14 protein-coding genes are annotated in these 18,820 nt (G+C 63.3%); 11 read left to right on the plus strand and 3 right to left on the minus strand.

All coding sequences use genetic code 11. From position 1 onward, the window contains the following. Window positions 1–3: 3 nt before the first annotated feature. Entirely contained in the window at window positions 4–897 is an 894-nt protein-coding gene (locus tag BMW76_RS05690) for a LysR family transcriptional regulator (RefSeq protein WP_090863972.1), read from the minus strand. A 90-nt stretch (window positions 898–987) separates the two neighbouring features. Here BMW76_RS05690 and BMW76_RS05695 point away from each other — a divergent pair, with 90 nt between their 5' ends. The 3 genes from BMW76_RS05695 (at window position 988) to catC (ending at window position 3,536) form a co-directional block, all read left to right on the plus strand. Next, window positions 988–2,145 (plus strand): muconate/chloromuconate family cycloisomerase, encoded by a 1,158-nt coding sequence (locus tag BMW76_RS05695; RefSeq protein WP_090863974.1) that lies wholly within the window; start codon window positions 988–990, stop codon window positions 2,143–2,145. Window positions 2,146–2,205: 60 nt separating this feature from the next. Beyond that, window positions 2,206–3,108, plus strand: a complete 903-nt coding sequence (gene catA / locus BMW76_RS05700) for a catechol 1,2-dioxygenase (protein WP_090863976.1) — start codon at window positions 2,206–2,208, stop codon at window positions 3,106–3,108. Between the two features lie 137 nt (window positions 3,109–3,245). Beyond that, window positions 3,246–3,536 (plus strand): muconolactone Delta-isomerase, encoded by a 291-nt coding sequence (gene catC, locus BMW76_RS05705; RefSeq protein ID WP_090863978.1) that lies wholly within the window; start codon window positions 3,246–3,248, stop codon window positions 3,534–3,536. Between the two features lie 134 nt (window positions 3,537–3,670). Here the strand turns inward: catC and hmpA are convergent, their stop codons facing one another. Further along, complete coding sequence (hmpA, locus tag BMW76_RS05710; RefSeq protein WP_090863980.1) at window positions 3,671–4,852, minus strand: NO-inducible flavohemoprotein; 1,182 nt, start codon at window positions 4,850–4,852, stop codon at window positions 3,671–3,673. Between the two features lie 132 nt (window positions 4,853–4,984). On the opposite strand from hmpA, the gene norR reads away from it, so the two are divergent. The 6 genes from norR (at window position 4,985) to BMW76_RS05740 (ending at window position 12,269) form a co-directional block, all read left to right on the plus strand. Beyond that, window positions 4,985–6,583 (plus strand): nitric oxide reductase transcriptional regulator NorR, encoded by a 1,599-nt coding sequence (norR, locus tag BMW76_RS05715; RefSeq protein ID WP_090863982.1) that lies wholly within the window; start codon window positions 4,985–4,987, stop codon window positions 6,581–6,583. 83 nt (window positions 6,584–6,666) lie between these two features. Beyond that, the gene (locus BMW76_RS05720) at window positions 6,667–7,104 is read left to right on the plus strand and encodes a MarR family winged helix-turn-helix transcriptional regulator (protein WP_090863984.1); all 438 of its coding nucleotides are present in this window, start codon (window positions 6,667–6,669) and stop codon (window positions 7,102–7,104) included. A gap of 149 nt (window positions 7,105–7,253) precedes the next feature. Next, on the plus strand, window positions 7,254–7,691 hold the full coding sequence (locus tag BMW76_RS05725) for a MarR family winged helix-turn-helix transcriptional regulator (RefSeq protein WP_090863986.1): 438 nt from the start codon (window positions 7,254–7,256) through the stop codon (window positions 7,689–7,691). A 35-nt stretch (window positions 7,692–7,726) separates the two neighbouring features. Beyond that, window positions 7,727–9,226 carry an efflux transporter outer membrane subunit gene (locus BMW76_RS05730; RefSeq protein WP_090863988.1) on the plus strand — a complete coding sequence of 500 codons (1,500 nt, stop codon included), beginning with the start codon at window positions 7,727–7,729 and terminating at the stop codon, window positions 9,224–9,226. 34 nt (window positions 9,227–9,260) lie between these two features. Beyond that, complete coding sequence (locus tag BMW76_RS05735) at window positions 9,261–10,607, plus strand: HlyD family secretion protein (RefSeq protein ID WP_245763122.1); 1,347 nt, start codon at window positions 9,261–9,263, stop codon at window positions 10,605–10,607. Window positions 10,608–10,712: 105 nt separating this feature from the next. After that, window positions 10,713–12,269, plus strand: a complete 1,557-nt coding sequence (locus BMW76_RS05740; RefSeq protein ID WP_090863989.1) for a DHA2 family efflux MFS transporter permease subunit — start codon at window positions 10,713–10,715, stop codon at window positions 12,267–12,269. A 91-nt stretch (window positions 12,270–12,360) separates the two neighbouring features. Here BMW76_RS05740 and BMW76_RS05745 read toward each other — a convergent pair whose 3' ends face one another. After that, the gene (locus BMW76_RS05745; RefSeq protein WP_090863991.1) at window positions 12,361–14,025 is read right to left on the minus strand and encodes a tetratricopeptide repeat protein; all 1,665 of its coding nucleotides are present in this window, start codon (window positions 14,023–14,025) and stop codon (window positions 12,361–12,363) included. Window positions 14,026–14,708: 683 nt separating this feature from the next. On the opposite strand from BMW76_RS05745, the gene mprF reads away from it, so the two are divergent. Together mprF and BMW76_RS05755 are read left to right on the plus strand one after the other, a co-directional pair. Next, window positions 14,709–17,300: a bifunctional lysylphosphatidylglycerol flippase/synthetase MprF gene (mprF, locus tag BMW76_RS05750; RefSeq protein ID WP_090863993.1), complete on the plus strand. Its 2,592-nt coding sequence runs from the start codon at window positions 14,709–14,711 to the stop codon at window positions 17,298–17,300. Next, window positions 17,297–18,577 carry a virulence factor family protein gene (locus BMW76_RS05755; RefSeq protein ID WP_090863995.1) on the plus strand — a complete coding sequence of 427 codons (1,281 nt, stop codon included), beginning with the start codon at window positions 17,297–17,299 and terminating at the stop codon, window positions 18,575–18,577. The genes mprF and BMW76_RS05755 overlap by 4 nt, the downstream gene beginning before the upstream one ends. Window positions 18,578–18,820: the final 243 nt, after the last annotated feature.

The following is an 18,820-nucleotide window of genomic DNA, read 5'->3' on the forward strand; positions in this document are numbered from 1 at the left end:
GTACTAGACGGTTAGCGGTCGCCTGAACAGATCGCGCGCGATCGAGCAGAACAGATCGGTCGTGGGACTTTGATCCTGCAAACGGCGGCTCATGATGATCGGCGACGACACCTGCGCGTCATCGAGCGAACGATACGTCACGCCTCGCGCGCGCAAACCTCTGACGCTCTCCGGCACGAGACACACGCCGACCTGCGCGGCGACGAGACCGAGCGCGGTCTGCAACTCGCGCACTTCATGGACGGTTGCCGGTTCGACGGCATGATCGCGGAATGCGGAGAGCTGCTGGTCCGCGTAACTGGGCCGCGGCGTGGACGGATAGACGATCAGCGTTTCTTTTGCGAGCGCATCGAGCGTCAATGTCCCGTTTTCCGCCAGCGCATGGCCAGCAGGCAATGCGGCGATCAGCGTTTCTTCGACGAGCACCTCGCGCGCCAACTGCGGTTCGTCGAAACGCAGGCGACCAAAGCCGACATCAATGCGTCCGCCTTTTAGCGCGCTCAACTGCTCGATCGTGAACATCTCGATCAGCGAAATCTGGATGAGCGGCGCCGCTTCCCTGAATGCGCGGATCACCTCGGGCAACGGACCGTACAGCGTCGACGGTACGAAGCCAATGACGATGCGCTCGGCGAGTTGCGCGAGGCGCCGCGTGAGCGGCAGCAACTCGTCGCTCTCTTCGAGCAGGCGCTTCGCCTGCGCGTAAAAGACGCGTCCGGCTTCCGTCAGCTTGAGTGGGCGCGCGCCACGTTCGAAGAGCGCAAGGCCCACGCTGTCTTCGATCTGCTGGATTTGCCGCGAGAGGGGCGGCTGCGTCATGTTCAGCCGTTCGGCGGCGCGCGTGAAGTTCCTTTCTTCCGCCACCGCGACGAAATAGCGAAGTTGACGCAGTTCCATCTATGCCCTGAAGGTATGGAAACAGACTCAATCGGTCTTGGACGGATTCCGCTGACGCCCCTAGTATGGGACCAACAGCAGGAGAGCCGTATGATACCAAGCCCCATACAGATACAAGCCGTAGACACCATTCTCGTCGATGTTCCCACGATCCGGCCGCATCGCCTGTCCGTCGCCACGATGAATTGTCAGGTCCTCGTGCTCATCCGGATTCAATGCGCGGATGGTATAGCGGGCTGGGGCGAGGCGACAACGATCGGCGGTCTCGCTTATGGCGAGGAAAGCCCGGAGAGCATCAAGACCAATATTGACACCTACTTCGCGCCGATGCTCAAAGGCCTGGATGCGACGCGCCCCGGCCAGATCATGGCGAAGCTACGCGAGAGCTTTCAAGGCAATCGCTTTGCGAAGTGCGCGATCGAAACGGCGCTGTTCGACGCGCAAGCTCGACGCTTCGGCGTGCCGCTGTCGGAACTGTTCGGCGGCCGCGTGACGGATTCCGTCGAAGTCGCGTGGACGCTCGCGAGCGGTGACACCGGCCGCGATATCGACGAAGCGCATCAGATGCTGGAAATGAAGCGCCATCGTGTGTTCAAGCTGAAGATCGGCGCGCGTGCGCCCGCTGACGACATCGCGCATGTGGCCGCGATCAAGGCGGCCGTGGGCGAGCGCGCGCAAGTGCGCGTCGATGTGAATCAGGCATGGAGCCAGGCCGAAGCGCTGTGGGCCATCGAGCGGCTCGCGGATGCGGGCTGTGATCTGATCGAACAGCCGATTGCCGCCGAAGACCGACGCGGCCTCAAGCGTCTCACGCATCTATCGAAGGTGCCCATCATGGCCGACGAAGCATTGCACGGCCCCGTCGATGCATTCGCTCTCGCCAGCACCCACGCCGCCGATGTATTCGCCGTGAAGATCGCGCAATCCGGCGGTTTGACGGGCGCGGCGAGCGTGGCCGCGATTGCGCTCGCATCGGGCGTCGACCTGTATGGCGGCACGATGCTCGAAGGCGCACTCGGCACGATCGCTTCAGCGCAACTGTTTAGTACTTTCCGCGAATTGAAGTGGGGCACCGAACTCTTCGGGCCATTGCTTCTCACCGAAGAAATTCTCGTCGAGCCACTGCGCTACGAGAACTTCTCGCTGAAGTTGCCGCAAGGGCCGGGCCTCGGCATTCAACTCGACCTCGACAAGATCGAGAGATTGCGCCGCGACACGAAGCGTGGCGCGAGTGTAGTGAAGCTATGACGGTGCTGACACGGCCCGTTAAGCATCGTCGTCAGTGATTGGACTAAAGGAGACATCCCCATGGAAATCAAAGCCATCGACGCCCTGTTGAACACGATCAACGAGAGCGCCACGCACGAAGGCAACGCCCGTACGAAGCAGGTGGTCAACCGCATCATCCGCGATCTGTTCATCACGATCGACGAACTCGATGTGACGCCGAACGAGTTCTGGTCGGCGCTGAACTATCTCGGCGAAGCGGGCCAAAGCGGCGAGCTCGGCCTGCTGGCAGCGGGTCTTGGCTTCGAGCACTTCCTGGACGTCCGTCTCGACGAAGCGGAAAAGAAAGCTGGTGTCGCGGGTGGCACGCCGCGCACGATCGAGGGTCCGCTGTATGTGGCGGGCGCGCCGGAATCGACGGGCCATGCGCGTCTGGACAACGGCAACGAGCCGGGCGAAACGCTCGTGATGCGCGGCTGCGTGACGGGCGAAGACGGCAAGCCGCTGCGCGGTGCGCTCGTTGAAGTGTGGCACGCGAACCATCTCGGCAATTACTCGCACTTCGACAGGTCGCAACCCGAATACAACCTGCGCCGCTCGATCCGCACCGACGAAAACGGTAACTACAGCTTCCGCAGCGTGGTGCCCATCGGCTATAGTGTGCCGCCCGAAGGAAAGACGCAGCAACTGCTCGATCTGCTCGGGCGTCACGGCCATCGTCCCGCGCACATTCACTTCTTCGTGTCGGCGCCAGGCTATCGCAAGCTGACGACGCAGATCAATATCGAAGGCGATCCGTATCTGTGGGACGATTTTGCGTTCGCCACGCGCGAAGGTCTCGTGCCCGCGCTGAAGAAGGAAGAGGGCGCTACCGGCAAGCCTTATGGCATCGACGGCCAGTTCGCGCTGATCGACTTCGACTTCAATCTCGTCAAGGAGCGCAACGACGTGCCGACGAGTGAAGTGGAGCGCGCTCGCGCCTGATCGCGCAGCATCGTCGAATGGTTGAATGCGGCCGCCGCTTAAGGCGGTCGCGTGCATTGAAAGCGCGGCGTGTAGCGAATGTCGCGCAATCACACGAAAGCCACCCGAAAGTCACTCTAAACAAGCGGAGTACCCGAATGCTATTTCACGTGAAGATGGTCGTTAAGCTGCCGCCCGATATGCCTGTGGAGCGCGCGAACGAATTGAAGGCCAATGAAAAAGCCATGGCGCAGCGGCTGCAGAAGGAAGGAATCTGGCGACACTTGTGGCGTATCGCCGGGCTGTATGCGAATTACAGCGTGTTCGATGTGGAAAGTCCCACGCAACTCAATGATCTGCTCATGCAGTTGCCGCTCTATCCGTATATGGAAATAGAAGTCGATGCGATGTGCCGGCATCCGTCGTCGATTCATGAAGACGATCGCTAAGCGCTTTAGCTTCTGCTTTTGCTTTCGCGAAGGCCGTAAAAACAAAAAAGGAAGAGACCAGGCACGCGTCTCTTCCAAAGTACTACCAGGGTAGCCCTACCAGACAACAACCACTACAACAAAAATCAGCTTGCTCAGTCGAGCGCGGCAGCAGGCCCGAAGAATTCGTAACGGCTTTGCTTCTCGGGCACGCCGATCGCCTTCAGATGCCGCTTCACGGCCTTCATGAAAGGCTTCGGTCCGAGGAAATACACATCGACGTCGCGCGTCGCGGGCATCCATTCGATCAGACGCGCTTCATCGAGCAAGCCTTCCGCATGATGCGCCTCATCGTCGGCACGCGGCTTCTCGTACACGTAGAAGCGCTTGAGTTGCGGATGACGACCTGCGAGATCGTCGATGACATCGCGGAACGCATGCACGCCACCATGACGCGCTGCGTGGATGAAGTGAATCGGACGCGACGTCTGAAGCGCGGCGTTGAGCATCGCGAGCGTCGGCGTGATGCCGACACCGCCGCTGATCAGCACGAGCGGCCTGTCGCTCGTCTCCAGCGTGAAATCGCCCGACGGCGCGTACAGGTCCAGCGTCGAGCCTTCGTGCACGGAGTCATGCAGAAAGTTCGAACCCTTGCCATTGGGCTCGCGCTTCACGCTGATCCGATATTCGTGGCCATTTGCCGCAGCCGACAGCGAATAGTTGCGGCGGATTTCTTCACCTTCGACGACCAGGCGCAGGCCGATGTACTGGCCCGGACGGAATTCGAGCACATCGCCGCCATCGGCCGGGCGCAGATAGAACGACGCGATCTCGTCGCTCTCCTTGACCTTGCGCGCCACCACGAACTCACGCGTGCCGCGCCAGCCGCCATTGGCCGTTTCCTTTTCGACATACACCTTCTCTTCGAGACCGATCAGCAGGTCGGCCAGTTGCTGATAGGCCGCGGCCCATGCTTCGATCACGGCATCCGTTGCGATCTCCGCGCCGAGCACTTCGCGGATCGCGCGCAGCAGACATCCGCCGACGATCGGATAATGCTCGGGAAGGATGTTCAGCGCGACGTGCTTGTTGACGATTTGCGAAACCAGTCCGCCGAGTTGTTCGAGTTGATCGATATGACGCGCGTACATCAGCACCGCATTCGCCAGCGCACGTGGCTGATCGCCCGATTGCTGGTGAGCCTGGTTGAACAGCGGGCGCACGCTCGGGTACTCCGACAACATGATCTTGTAGAAGTGCGTGGTGAGCGCTTCGCCACCGCTTTCGAGCAGGGGCACGGTTGCCTTGATGATGGCGCGTTGTTCGGCTGACAGCATGAGTTTGTTCCTCGCAGTTGGGGTGAGTGGCGCCCGCCAATGGGGCGGGTTTTCGGGTAATCACCTAATGCAGGTATCGGGCCAGCTTGTGAGTGTCGTAAAATCAAAGGGTTGGAAAAATCGTCTGTGGATATGACAAGGGTTAAACAGACTTCATACGAAGTCAAATTGACTGCATCCGAGGTGCTCGATGCGCTGCTTCCGCTCGTCGAGGACCTGACGCGCGACTTGCCGGAACGCGAGCGCTATCGGCGTCTGCTGACGACGCTGCGCACGCTTTTTCCCGGCGATGCAGCGGCCCTTTTGCGTCTCGACGAAGACACGCTCGTTCCGCTCGCGATCGACGGCCTGAGCGGCGATACGCTCGGCAGGCGCTTTCGCGTCGGCGATCATCCGCGTTTCGAAGCGCTGCTCTCGACTCACGGGCCGACGCGTTTTCCCGCCGATTCCGCTTTGCCCGATCCCTACGATGGCCTGGTGCAGGGCGTGAGCGGTCATCTCGAAGTGCACGATTGCCTTGGCTGTCCGCTGTTCATCGGCGGCAGGCCGTGGGGCCTGCTGACGCTCGATGCGCTCGATCCGGAGCGCTTCGACACCATCGACATGGATGCGCTGCGGGCGTTTCTCAGCCTCGCGTCGGCCACGGTGAGCGTCGCGGAGCGCATCCACACGCTCGAGCGCAACACGGAAGAAGAGCGTCAACGCGCGGAGGCATACCGCCAGGCGAGCGGGCAGAGCAGTCGCGATCTGATCGGCAGCAGCGCGGCGCATCAGCAACTCGTCAACGAAATCCGCGTCGTCGCGAACAGCGAGTTGACGGTGCTCGTCACGGGCGAAACGGGCGTCGGCAAGGAGCTCGTCGCGAACGCGATTCACAGCGGCTCACCGCGCGCGAACAAGCTGATGATCAGTCTCAACTGCGCGGCGCTGCCCGATACGCTCGTCGAAAGCGAACTGTTCGGGCATGTGCGCGGCGCGTTTTCGGGCGCGTCGTCGGACCGCAGCGGCAAATTCGAACTGGCCGACCGCGGCACGCTCTTTCTCGACGAAGTCGGCGAACTGCCGCTCGGCGTGCAGGCGAAGCTGCTGCGTGTGCTGCAGAACGGGCAGTTGCAGCGCATCGGCTCGGACAGTGAGCACAAGGTGGACGTGCGGCTTATCGCCGCGACGAATCGCGACCTGGCCGAAGAAGTGCGCGCCGGGCGTTTTCGCGCGGACCTGTATCACCGGCTGAGTGTCTACCCGTTGCGCGTGCCGCCGCTGCGCGAACGCGGACGCGATGTGCTGCTGCTCGCGGGCTTCTTCCTCGAAGAGAACCGCGCGCGGCTCGGGTTACTCAGCATCCGGCTCGCGCACGACGCGCAGGCCGCGCTGCTTGGGTACAACTGGCCGGGCAACGTGCGCGAGCTTGAGCACATGATCGGGCGCAGCGCGTTCAAGGCGCTGTCGCGCCATCGCGAGCGGCCGCGCATTCTGACGCTGACGGCTGCTGACCTCGGCATGTCGGCGAACCCTGGTGGTGATCTGTCCGCGCCTGCATTGAGTTCGTCTTCGACGGACACAGGCGAAGCAGGTCACACCGATTTCCGCAGCGCCGTCACGGCTTACGAGCGAACGCTAGTCAGCGACGCGCTCGAACGCAACAACCACAACTGGGCCGCCGTCGCGCGCACGCTCGGCATGGATCGCGCGAACCTGAACCGGCTCGCGAAGCGTCTCGGATTGAAGTGAGCATGTTTCGAGCGGCCCGCGAGACCTGATTTGGTAGTATCTGATAAGTCAATCAGATTGCCGTATGTTCCAGGAGACCTCGCGTGCGTCATTACACCAAGGACAATTTCAAGGTGAGGGAGAGTGTCGGCTTCCAGCTCGTGAAGGCGCGCAACCTGATCGTCACCGAAATGGATGCGGCCCTCAAGGAACTCGACATCTCCGGCCAGCAAATGGGCATCATGCTGATGCTCAGACAGAAACTCGCATCGACCCCATTCGAACTGTCGAAAATGCTCGGCATCGACACAGGGCTGATGACCCGCATGCTGGACAAGCTCGAAACGAGAGGGCTGCTGGTGCGCTCTCGCGATCAGGAAGACCGTCGCGTCGTCAATCTTTCGCTGACGAAAGACGGCATCGCCGTCGCCGATCAGATTCCCGAAATCGCGCCTGACGTGCTCAACGCGCGCCTCAAGGACTTCACGAAGGCCGAACTCACCGAACTGCGCCGCTTGCTGCGCAAATTCCTGGGCGAGTGAACACGGTCTGCGCGGCCGTTCGGCCCGCGCCCGCATTCTCCGGTTGAAAAAGGACTGTCGCATCTGATGGAACAATGAGTTTCACGTATGCGCCGTTGACTGTATCTGACATGTCAATTATTGTTCTTGCAAATAGCACGGAGTCAGAGATGTCGCACGATCCAAAAGACGATTTCCGTTTGACGCAAGACGTCATTTGCGCGATCAGCAAGGCGCGCAACGTCGTGATGACGCAGATGGATGCAGCGGTGAAGGACCTGAACATCAGGGCGCACCATGTGGGCATTTTGTTGTCGCTGATGCGCGGCATCGATACGACGCCGGCGATGCTGTCGCGGCACCTCGGCATCGACACGGGCCTGATGACGCGCATGCTCGACAAGCTCGAAGCGCTCCGCATGCTCACGCGCTCGCGCAGCATCGACGACCGGCGCGTCGTGAATCTCGAACTGACGGACGCGGGCCGCGAGGTGGCGCTGCGCATCGCCGGGATCGCGCCTGAAGTGCTGAACGCGCGCCTCGGGCGCTTCACCACAGCGGAATTCGAAGAACTGCGCCGTCTGCTTCGAAAATTCCTCGACGATTGAGCAATTTTTTATCCAATTATCTGATAGGTCAGAAAATGAGCAATCAGTCAAACGATCAAATAAACACCAGACAGCGCGCGTCGCGCGTGCTGAAAGTGGGTGTGTCGGTGATGTTCGCGGCGGTGCTGTCGGCGTGCGTGAACTACGCGGGCATCCACAGCGACGCGAAGACGGCCGAGCCGCAGCAGTACGCGACGCAGCAGAGCATTCCCGCCGAGCAGGGCCATTGGCCCGCCGCCAATTGGGCCGATCAGTTCGGCGATGCGCAACTGAAGGCGCTGATCGACGAAGCGCTGAAGAGCAGCCCGACGCTCGACCAGGCGCGCGCCCGCGTCGCGGCTGCTTCGGCGTATAGCGAAACAGCGAAGGCGGGCACGATGCCGCGCGTCGACGCGAGCTACTCGCTCACGCGCCAGCAGTTCTCCAGCACGGCGCTCGTGCCGCGTCCCTACGGCGGTTCGTGGCAGACGGAAAACAAGGGCTTGCTGAGCGCTTCGTACGATCTCGATCTGTGGGGCAAGAACCGCGAAGCATTGAAGTCGGCTGTCTCGCAGCTTCAGGCCAGCCAGGCCGACGCGGAACTCGTCAAGCTGACGCTGACGACGTCGATTGCCCGCACATATAACCAGCTCGCGCGCCTGTATGTGCTGCGCGACATCGCGCAACAGGAGATCGCGCAGCGCGAGCAGATCGACCGCATCACGGCGGGCCGCATCGCGACGGGGCTGGATACGGAAGTCGAGCGCAAGACCGCGCAGGCCAATCTCGCGACAAGCCGCGCGACGCTGAAGGCGCTCGACGGCCGGATTCTCACGACGCGCTATCAGATCGCCGCGCTGCTCGGAGCGGGGCCGGACCGTGGCTTGCAGATCGCGCGTCCGACGCTCGGGATTGGCGACGAAGTGCGTCTGCCCGACAATCTGCCTGCCGATCTCGTGAGCCGCCGCCCCGATATCGTGGCCGCGCGCTGGCGCGTCGATGCGATGACGCACGACGTCAAGGAAGCGAAGGCAGAGTTCTATCCCGACATCAACCTGAGCGCCGCGATCGGTCTCGACGCGTTCGGCTTCGGGCGCTTTCTGACGGCGGCGAGCCGCACGGCGTCGGTGGGCCCGGCGATCCATCTGCCTATCTTCGATGCGGGCGAACTGCGCGCTCAACTGAAGGGCCGCTACGCCGATTTCGACTACGCCGTCGCGACCTATAACCAGACGCTCGTCACCGCGTTGAGCGAAGTCGCGACGCAGCTCGCCGATGTGCGCTCGACGGACGGGCAACTCGTCGATGCGCAGAACGCGCAGGACGCCGCGCGCCAGGCCGACAAGCTCGCCCTGGTGCAGTACAAGGCCGGTCTCACGAACCAGCTGACCGTGCTGAATGCCGACGTCAACGCGCTTTCCGCCGATCAGGCCGTCGCAAACCTGCGCATGGACCGCCGCGATCAGCAGATCGCGCTGGCCTCCGCGCTTGGCGGCGGCTTCGTCGATGCGTCGAATGCGTCCGATCCCAACACGCCTGCCGTCGCCGCGCGCTGAGCGGCAACTCACCGAATCCGCCTGGAGAATCGAAATGAGCGAACTCAATACCCCGGAGCGTCAAGCGACGCAAGACACGCCAGCCACGGCCGCAGCGCCCGCGAAACACGATGCCGCCGCGAACGAGCCCAACACGCGCAAGCGCAAGCTTATGCTGGCGCTGCTGGGCGTCGCCGTCGTCGTGTCGGCGGCGGCGTATGGCGCGTACTACATGACATATGCCCGCTATCACGAGACCACTGACGACGCGTATGTCAGCGGCAACCTCGTGCAGCTGACGCCGCAAGTGACGGGCACCGTCGTCGCCGTGAATGCCGACGACACGCAGATCGTGAAAGCGGGCGACTCCGTCGTGAAGCTCGACAACGCCGATGCGAAGGTCGCGCTCGGCAACGCCGAAGCGACGCTCGGCCAGACGGTGCGTCAAGTGAGCAGCCTGTACGTGAACAACGATTTTTACGCGGCCAACATTGCGCAGAAGCAGTCCGATCTGGCGCGCGCGCAAGACGATCTGCGCCGCCGCCAGGCCGTCGCCGATACGGGCGCGGTGTCGGCAGAAGACATTGCACATGCACGCGACACCGTGACAGCGGCGCAGGCCGCACTCGATGCCGCGCGTCAACAGGCGGAAGCGAACCGCGCGTTGACCGACCGCACGACGATCGAGCAGCATCCGAACGTGCTGGCCGCCGCATCGAAAGTACGCGACGCGTACCTCGCTTATGCGCGCAACACGCTGCCCGCGCCCGTCACCGGCTATGTCGCGAAGCGCTCGGTGCAAGTGGGCCAGCGCGTGTCGCCGGGCACGCCGCTGATGGCGATCGTGCCGCTCGACGGCGTGTGGGTCGATGCGAATTACAAGGAAAGCCAGTTGCGCAACATGCGCATCGGTCAGCCCGTGACGCTGACGGCCGACGTGTATGGCAGCAAGGTCCAGTATCACGGCCGCGTGGTCGGCTTCTCGGCGGGCACGGGCAGCGCGTTCGCAACGCTGCCCGCGCAGAACGCGACGGGCAACTGGATCAAGGTCGTGCAACGCTTGCCCGCGCGCATCCAGCTCGACCAGAAGGAACTCGAAGCACATCCGCTGCGTATCGGCCTTTCAATGGAAGTCGACGTCGACACGCGCGACGACACCGGCGCGCAACTCGGCACGGCGATGAACACCACGTATCACACAGATGTGTTCGACGGATACGGCGCGCAGGCCGATGCCGAGATCGAGAAGATCATCGCGCAGAACAGCGTGCCGATGCATGAAGGCGTGATGGCCAGCGGAGCATCGTCGCGGCCGCTTGCGAAGCGCGACGCGGGCGATGACAAGGGCGAGAAAGGAGACAAGCGAGACAAGCGCGTCGGCTCGTCCCAGCGCGCCGGCTAGTTCACACGCCGGGACGCGGCTCACATCCGCGCCCCGGTTCGCCCAATTATCTGATCAGTCAGATAAAAGCCGCCGCCCGATAGAAAACTTTTGACTTGAACTGACATGAATCCCTCGACGCAACTTTCACCGCCACCGCTCTCGGGCGGCAAGCTGGTCCTCGCGACAATCGCCGTCGCGCTTGCGACGTTCATGAACGTGCTCGATTCGTCGATTGCGAACGTCGCGATTCCAACCATCTCCGGCAATCTCGGCGTGTCCGTCGACGAAGGCACGTGGGTCATTACGCTGTTCTCGGCGGCCAATGCCGTCGCGATTCCGCTGACGGGCTGGCTCACGCAGCGCGTCGGCCAGGTCAAGCTGTTCGTCGCCGCGATCCTGCTGTTCGTGTTCTCGTCGTGGCTGTGCGGCGTCGCGCCGAATCTGATCGTGCTGCTTGCCGCGCGCGTGTTGCAGGGCGCGGTCGCGGGCCCGTTGATCCCGCTATCGCAGGCGATTTTGCTCGGCTCTTATCCGAAAGAAAGAAGCTCGACGGCGCTGTCGTTGTGGGCGATGACGGCGACCGTCGGCCCGATCGCAGGCCCCGCGCTGGGCGGCTGGATCACCGACAGCTACAGCTGGTCGTGGATCTTCTACATCAACATTCCCGTGGGCCTGTTCGCCGCCGCCGTGACGTGGATCATCTACCGCGACCGCGAATCGCCGGCCCGCAAGCTGCCCATCGACATAGTCGGTCTGTTGTCGTTGATCGCCTGGGTCGCGTCGCTGCAGATCATGCTCGACAAGGGCAAGGACCTCGACTGGTTCAACTCGCCTGTGATCTGCACACTCGCCGTCATTGCGGCCATCAGCTTCCTGTTCTTCCTGATCTGGGAGTTCACGGAGAAGAATCCGATCGTCGATATTCGCCTGTTCGCGGTGCGCAATTTCCGCGGCGGCACGATTGCGATTTCGGTCGCGTATGCGGTGTTCTTCTCGAACCTCGTGATCCTGCCGCAATGGATTCAGGGCTATCTGGGCTATCGTTCCGTCGATGCCGGTCTCGTGACCGCGCCGCTCGGCATCTTCGCCGTGCTGCTCGCGCCCGTGATGGCGAAGATCATGCCGAAGTCCGATGCGCGCGTGCTCGCAACGCTCGCTTTCATCGGCTTCGCAGGCGTGTTCTTCATGCGCTCGCAGTACACGACGGGCGTCGACCCATGGACGCTGATCCTGCCGACGCTTCTGCAAGGCATTCCGATGGCGCTCTTCTTCGTGCCGCTGACGGCGATCATCCTGTCGGGCCTGCCCGCCGACAAGATTCCGGCGGCCGCGGGTCTGTCGAACTTCGTGCGCGTGTTCGCGGGCGGCGTGGGCACGTCGCTGATCACGACGGGCTGGAACAACCGGACCATCCTGCACCACGCACAACTCGCGGAGCAGTCGTACGTGAACAATCCCGCGTACACGAACGCGATCGCGAACGTGCACTCGACGCTCGGCGGCAGCATGAATCAGGCTGTCGCGTTCTTCGAGCAGTCGATGAATGCGCAGGCCGCGATGCTCGGACTGAACGACATCTTCTGGCTGTCGTCGATGATCTTCATCGTGATCATTCCGCTGATCTGGCTGACGCGGCCAGCAAAGGGCGGTGGCGGCGCGGCAGCGGCGGGCGCGCATTGAGCGTGAGCCGATTGAGCCGATCGCGAGCACGTGTGTAAAGCCCCCGGTTCGATCAATGGACCGGCGCTTTTTGGTTAAAGCGCTGATGCGCTCAGCCTCGCTGCTGCGCGACGGTCTTGCGAACGGGATCGACAGCGGGCGTTGAGTCATGTGGCGTCGGTGTCGCGTCGATGTTCTTCACTTCGATGATGCCGGTGCCGCGTGCGTTGACGCTGTTCGTCGGCGCGGTTGTCGGCAGCATCAACTCAGGTTTGTTGCACGCTTTCGCGCGCGCTTCGGGCTGCATCGCGACGGGCTGCATGCTCGCCGAGTTCGGGTCCGCGCCCGCTGCGATCTGCGCATCGCTGCATCCCCACGATTCGAGCAGCGAGCGCGCCATTCCCGTCGAGCATTGCGCGCGGCCGCGCGTGATGCGCGCCGCGACCTTCATGAACACGCTGTCGTGCAGCGCTTGGAGCCGCTCATACGCGCGCCCGGCGTCGTCGATGTTCAGTGCAACGGCCGTGCGATACGCGTCGCGTGCTTCGTCCATTGCGGCGGGCGAGACAAAACCCGTCTTCATCGACGGCAGACGCAGCGCGTCGCCGAGATTCACATACGCTTCCTGATAGCCGGGATTCTTTGCTATTGCGACTCGCAGTTCGTTGACGGCGGCGGCGCGATAGTCGATGTAGTCGGTGCCCGACTGCATCGAGGCACCCGCGAGCGCCGGCATCTGCGCGAGCCCGAGCCACGCGCGGGCGAGTGCGTTGTGCGCGGGCGCGTAGTCCTTGTGCAGTTGAACGGCGCGCTTGAGCACGTCGGCGGCGTGCTGGTAGCAGCCCATGTCGGCGAGCGCGACGCCCCAGTTGTAGTACGCCCACGGACGCACTTTCTTCCACGCGTGCAGCTCGCCGCTCATGTCGACGATGCGGCGCGCGTGCCGGATCGAGCCTTCGTAGTCGCGCGCGTAGGTGTCGAGCTTCGATAGTGCGAGCAGCGCCCACGCGGCATCCTCTTTGGATGCGCCCGTCGCATCGCGCCCCGAGCCCGCTGCGAGCCGTTCGAAGCGCTCGCGCATGTCGTCGAACTGGCAGGGCGCGTCGCCCGCGCCACCCTTCAGGCAGCGCTTCTGCTCCATCTGCGTCAGATACGACGCGTACAGCAGCGGGCTCTGATGCTGAAGAATCGTCATCGCCGCTTGCCGCAGCGCGTGCGTGAGCGCCTGCGATTCGCTCGAAGCGTCGGCGTGCGCGGCCGCTTCGGGCGACACGCCGTTGCCGAGCGCGACGGTGCGTCCGTCGGGATCGCGCAGCGTGAGCATCATCGCGAACGACGACGGCGTGCCGACGACCGTGCCGTACACCGACGAGTCGCGCTTGAGCAGCGTGCGCGCGAATTCGATCAGCGGCCGAATCGACAGATCGGTGCCGGGCACGGTGATGTCAGGCAGCTTGAACTCGGAGAGCACGTGCTCGGTATCGTTTGCGGGCGTGACGGATTCGGCTTCCTTGCGCAGATCGCCGAGCGTATCGACGAGCACATGCTGCAAGGTCTGATCGGTATAGCCCCGGTGCTTGAAATCGTCGGAGACCGCGATCGGCTCGACGAGCGTCATCGGGTCGAACCATGCGCCGCACAGCGCGATGATCCGCGGCCCGAGATAGAACGCCGCGACGAGGACGAGCGGGATCACGATGCCGAGATACAGCACATGGCGGCACAGGAACCGTATCGCCCAGATCAACGCGGCGAGCGGATTGTCGAGAGATTTCATGGTGTCTCCTTGCGTTGCGCTGCGATTGGCGCACCTGTCACAAGGCATCGAACATGCCAATTCGTCTGACGCTGGCGGAAACAAGGCCAGGCGGGCGATAAGGCGCAGGAGTGTTGGGAGACGGGCAACGATCCTTGGGCGTGAGTCGGATCGCGGGCATCACATGGTATCGATTTGACAGTTGCCGTTCCGTCTGCTTTCAGATCCGTATGGTGATGAAAGCAGATGAAATGTCAAATAAGGGTACACGTAAGGACAAATCTGGTATCGTGCGCGCGGGCTCAATCGGCCTGAACACGAAAACCGGTATCGCCAGGATTTGTTCCAACTGGTACATCCGTCGACTCTGCGCCGGCCTGAGAGCAAGCCGCCATGCGGGTCGGCACGCCGCCGCGCGTTCTGGGCAGCGCCCGGTCGGGACAAATCGTCGTCGGGAAGATCCGCCTCAATGTCAGGCCGATTGCCGGCCACATCAGGGTTTCTTAAGCGAAAACCGCAAAAAATCGTCTCCGGGTTCGTCCCGGTGTCAACCTTTTGGGCAAATTGCCGTTGTCCGTTTGTAAAGAGTTGAAAAAGACGAAGCCAAGGTGGCTATAGCCCCGTATCGCTTCGAAATCCAACCCTATTCGATGCGGACGCAACGAGACCATTGCTGCGCATCCAGGCAACACCCGAATTCATCCATGTCTGACCAACCCCGTTTTTCGAGCCGCGCGGCCGCGCTGCTTCAGCGAGCGTGTGCCACGTCCGGCAGCCGGCGGCTGCTGTCGCCCGTACTGTCGCTGGGCGTCTGCGTGCTGCTACTGATCGTCTTCCAGCATCTGTCGCAGGCTGTCGACTATCGCTCGGTGATCCGCCACCTGCGGCAACTGACGGCGGGCGAGTGGTCGGCCGCGCTCGGCGCAACCGTGCTCAGCTATATCGCTCTCGCGGGCCGCGATGCCGTCGGGCTGCGCTACGTCGGCAAGACGGTGCCGCGCGCGGCGCTCTGGATCGGCGCGACGGCGGGCTCGGCGCTCGGCAACGTGACCGGCTTCGGCGCGCTGACGGGCGGCGCGGTGCGCGCGCGCGTCTACGCCGTCGCCGACGTGACGCCCGCGCAGATTGGCCGCATGACCGTGTTCACGAGCGTTTCGCTTGCGCTCGCGCTCGTCCTGATGACGGCGCTCGGCATGCTGTGCGACGCAACGACGCTCGCGCCGATGCTCCACAGCCCGACGGGCGCGCTCGCGTGGGGCGGCGCAGCGCTGCTGACGCTGCTCGGGCTCATCACGCTCGCGTGCGGCCACAACACGCGGCAAATTCGCACGCGCTGGCGCTGGCTCGCGTTCGATGTGCCGTCGCGCCGCGACTTCGTCGCGCAGGTCCTGCTCGCCGCGCTCGACGTGATCGCCGCCGGTCTCGCACTGTGGGCGCTGTTGCCGGACACGGACGTGAGCTTCATGTCGTTCATCACGATCTACGCGGCCGCGATGCTGCTCGGCCTGATCGGCCATACGCCGGGCGGCGTCGGCGTGTTCGAGGCGGCGATGGTGTTCGCGCTCGGCAGCAGCGTGCAGACGCACTATATGGTCGCCGCGCTGCTCGCCTATCGCGCGATCTATTTCGGCTTGCCGCTGATCGTGTCGGCGGCGCTGCTGGCCGGCTTCGAAGGGCGCGCGCTGAAGAAGCATCTGCCGCTGCATCACGCAGCGGCCGTATCGCAGCTTGCGCCGCTTTTTCTGAGCCTCGTGACGTTCGTCGTCGGCGGCATGCTGGTGATCTCCAGCGCGACGCCCGCATTCTGGCATCGCATCGCGATCCTGCGGGACTTTCTGCCGCTGTGGGTGCTCGAAGGCTCGCAGTTGCTGTGCAGCCTCGTCGGCGTGGCGCTGCTGTTCGTCGCGCGCGGCCTGTTGCGGCGTCTCGATGCGGCATGGTGGCTCACGCTCGGACTCGCTGTCCTGAGTCTCGCGCTGTCGCTGACGAAGGGTCTCGCGTTCGTCGAAGCGGGCGTGCTGTCCACGCTGATCGTGCTGCTTCTCGCGACGCGCTCGCGCTTCAACCGCCGCTCGTCGCTGTTTGCCGAGCCGTTCACGATGGCCTGGCTGGTGTCGGTGATGATGGTGGTGATGCTCGCGGTGTGGGTGATGCTGTTCGCGTTCCGCGACGTGCCCTATACGCGCGACCTGTGGTGGCAATTCGCTTTCGACGAACGCGCGCCGCGCGCGCTGCGCGCGACGCTTGCGGCCAGCCTGTTCGCCGCGACGTTCTCGTTCTGGCAATTGCTGCGTCCTGCAGCGGGCCGCTTCGTAAAGCCGGCGAAGCAGGATCTCGAGGACGCAGCCCGCATCTTCCGCGCGCAGGAACGCAGCGACGCCGGTCTCGCGCTGATGGGCGACAAGAGCTTTCTTTTCTCCAAGTCGCGCCAGGCCTTTCTGATGTACGCGAAATACGGCCGCACGTGGGCCGCGCTGCACGATCCCGTCGGCCCTCGCTGCGAGTGGGCCGAGCTGATCGGCGAGTTCGTCGCGCTCGCGCATGCGCATGGCGGGCGCGCGGCGTTCTATCAGGTGCGCGCGAATGCGCTGCCGCTCTATCTCGACGCGGGTCTCACGCTGATGAAGCTCGGCGAGGAAGCGCAGGTCGTGCTCGACGAATTCGATCTGAAGGGCTCGCATCGCGCGCATCTTCGCTATGCGTTGAAGCGCGGCGAGCGCGATGGCTTCACAGTCGAAGTGATCGAGCCGGCGCTCGTGCCCGAATCGATGGAGACGCTGCGCGCGATTTCCGACGTCTGGCTCGACAGCCGCGATGCGCGCGAAAAGAGCTTCTCTGTCGCTGCATTCACGGAGGACTATCTGGCCGCCCAATCGGTGATGCTCGTGCGTCAGAACGGCGAGCCCGTCGCGTTCGTCACGTTCATGACGACGGACCTGAACACGGAAGCGACCGTCGGCGTGATGCGCCACGTGCCGCAAGCGTCGCCGTACGCAATGGAGTATCTGTTCACCCAGCTCGCGCTGCATCTGAAGCACGCGGGCTTTCGTTCGCTGAGCCTCGGCATGGCGCCGTTCTCCGGCATGTCGCCGACGCCGCTCGCATCGCGCTGGCACCGGCTCGCGGGCATCGTGTGGCGCTTCGGCGGCCGCTTCTATAACTTTCGCGGACTGCGCGCTTTCAAGAGCAAATTCCAGCCTCAATGGGAGCCGCGCTATCTCGCTGCATCGGGGTCCGTCGGCGTGTTCTTCACGCTCGCGGATCTGTCATTGCTGGCAGGGGGCCGGCGTTCATGATCAAGCAAAAGTTTTACCGGCTCGCCGCACTGGCGAGCATTTCGCTGTGCTCGCTCGCGGGCATCGTGCCGACTGCGCACGCATATGAAACCGTCTCCGGCGGCCGTTATGGCCAGGTCACGGTGACGAAGCCCGCGGGCGAAGTGCACGGCTTCGTCGTGCTGTTCTCGCGCGAAAGCGGCTGGAGCACTGCGGATCAGCAGGCCGCCGAGGCGCTCGCGAAGAACGGTGCGATGGTGGTCGGCGTCGATACGAAGAAGTACGCGTCGAATCTCTCTGCTGCGAAGAAAGAGACTTGCCATCAGATCGTCGGCGACGCGGAAGCTGTCAGTCATCAGCTCGAACGCCAGGTGCAGTCGAACCGCTATTTTATGCCGATCGTCGCGGGCTCGGGCCAGGGCGCGACGCTCGCGATGGCGGTGCTGAAGCAGGCGGCCGAGAACACCGTGGCGGGCGCCGTATCGGTTGCGGCGCAGCGCGATCTCGACAAGCGTTTCAACCCCTGCCCGCCGGACCCGACCATCACGCACGGCCCCGGCTTGCCCGGCTTCGTTGAAACGGATGCTAATGCGTCCGCAGGCACGCAACGCATCGTTGAACTGACGACGCCGCATCTGCGCGTCGCGCCGATGAAGGAAGAAGATGTCTCCGATCTGCCGCTGATCGAACTGCCGGCCGCGCATCCGAACGGCCTGATGGCGATCGTGATTTCAGGCGACGGCGGCTGGCGCGATCTCGACAAGACGATTGCCGAAGAACTGCAGAAAGATGGCGTATCCGTGATCGGCTGGGACAGCCTGCGTTACTTCTGGTCCGAGCACTCGCCGCAACAGACGAGCCACGACCTCGCGCGCGTGCTGCAAACCTACACGACGCGCTGGCACGCGGAACACGTCGCGTTGATCGGCTATTCGTTCGGCGCAGACGTGATGCCGTTCGCGTACAACCGCTTGCCCGATGCGATGCGCGCGAAAGTCTCGCTGATTTCGCTGCTCGGCTTCGCGCCCGCAGCGGACTTCCAGATTCGCGTGACGGGCTGGCTCGGCATGCCCGCCAGCGACAAGGCGCTGAAGGTGAAGCCCGAGTTCGAGCGTCTGCCGCCGCAGATCGTGCAGTGCTTCTATGGCGAGCACGAAGAAGACACGCTGTGCCCGGCACTCACGAAGACGGGTATCGAAGTGATCCGCACATCGGGCGACCATCACTTCGGGCATGACTACGCGGCGCTCGAAAAGCGCATTCTCGGCGCGCTGAAAAAGCAGGCTGGCGGCGTTTGATATCGCGCGCGATATCGCGCTTGATGCGCCTCTATAGCGAATGAAACGCGTCGACTGTGGATGAACGACAGTCGACGCGCTTGCGATGGAATGCGCGGATGTGTCCCGCATCTTCGATTATTGTTGCGGCTGCAATGGCCGCGTGAGCTGTGCGTCTTTAGTGAAAAATCAAATACAGAATCACGAGGACGATAAGCGGCACACCCAGCAACCAACCGATCAGATAAGGCATCTCTTTTCTCC

Source organism: Paraburkholderia diazotrophica (genome assembly GCF_900108945.1).
GTDB classification, from domain to species: domain Bacteria; phylum Pseudomonadota; class Gammaproteobacteria; order Burkholderiales; family Burkholderiaceae; genus Paraburkholderia; species Paraburkholderia diazotrophica.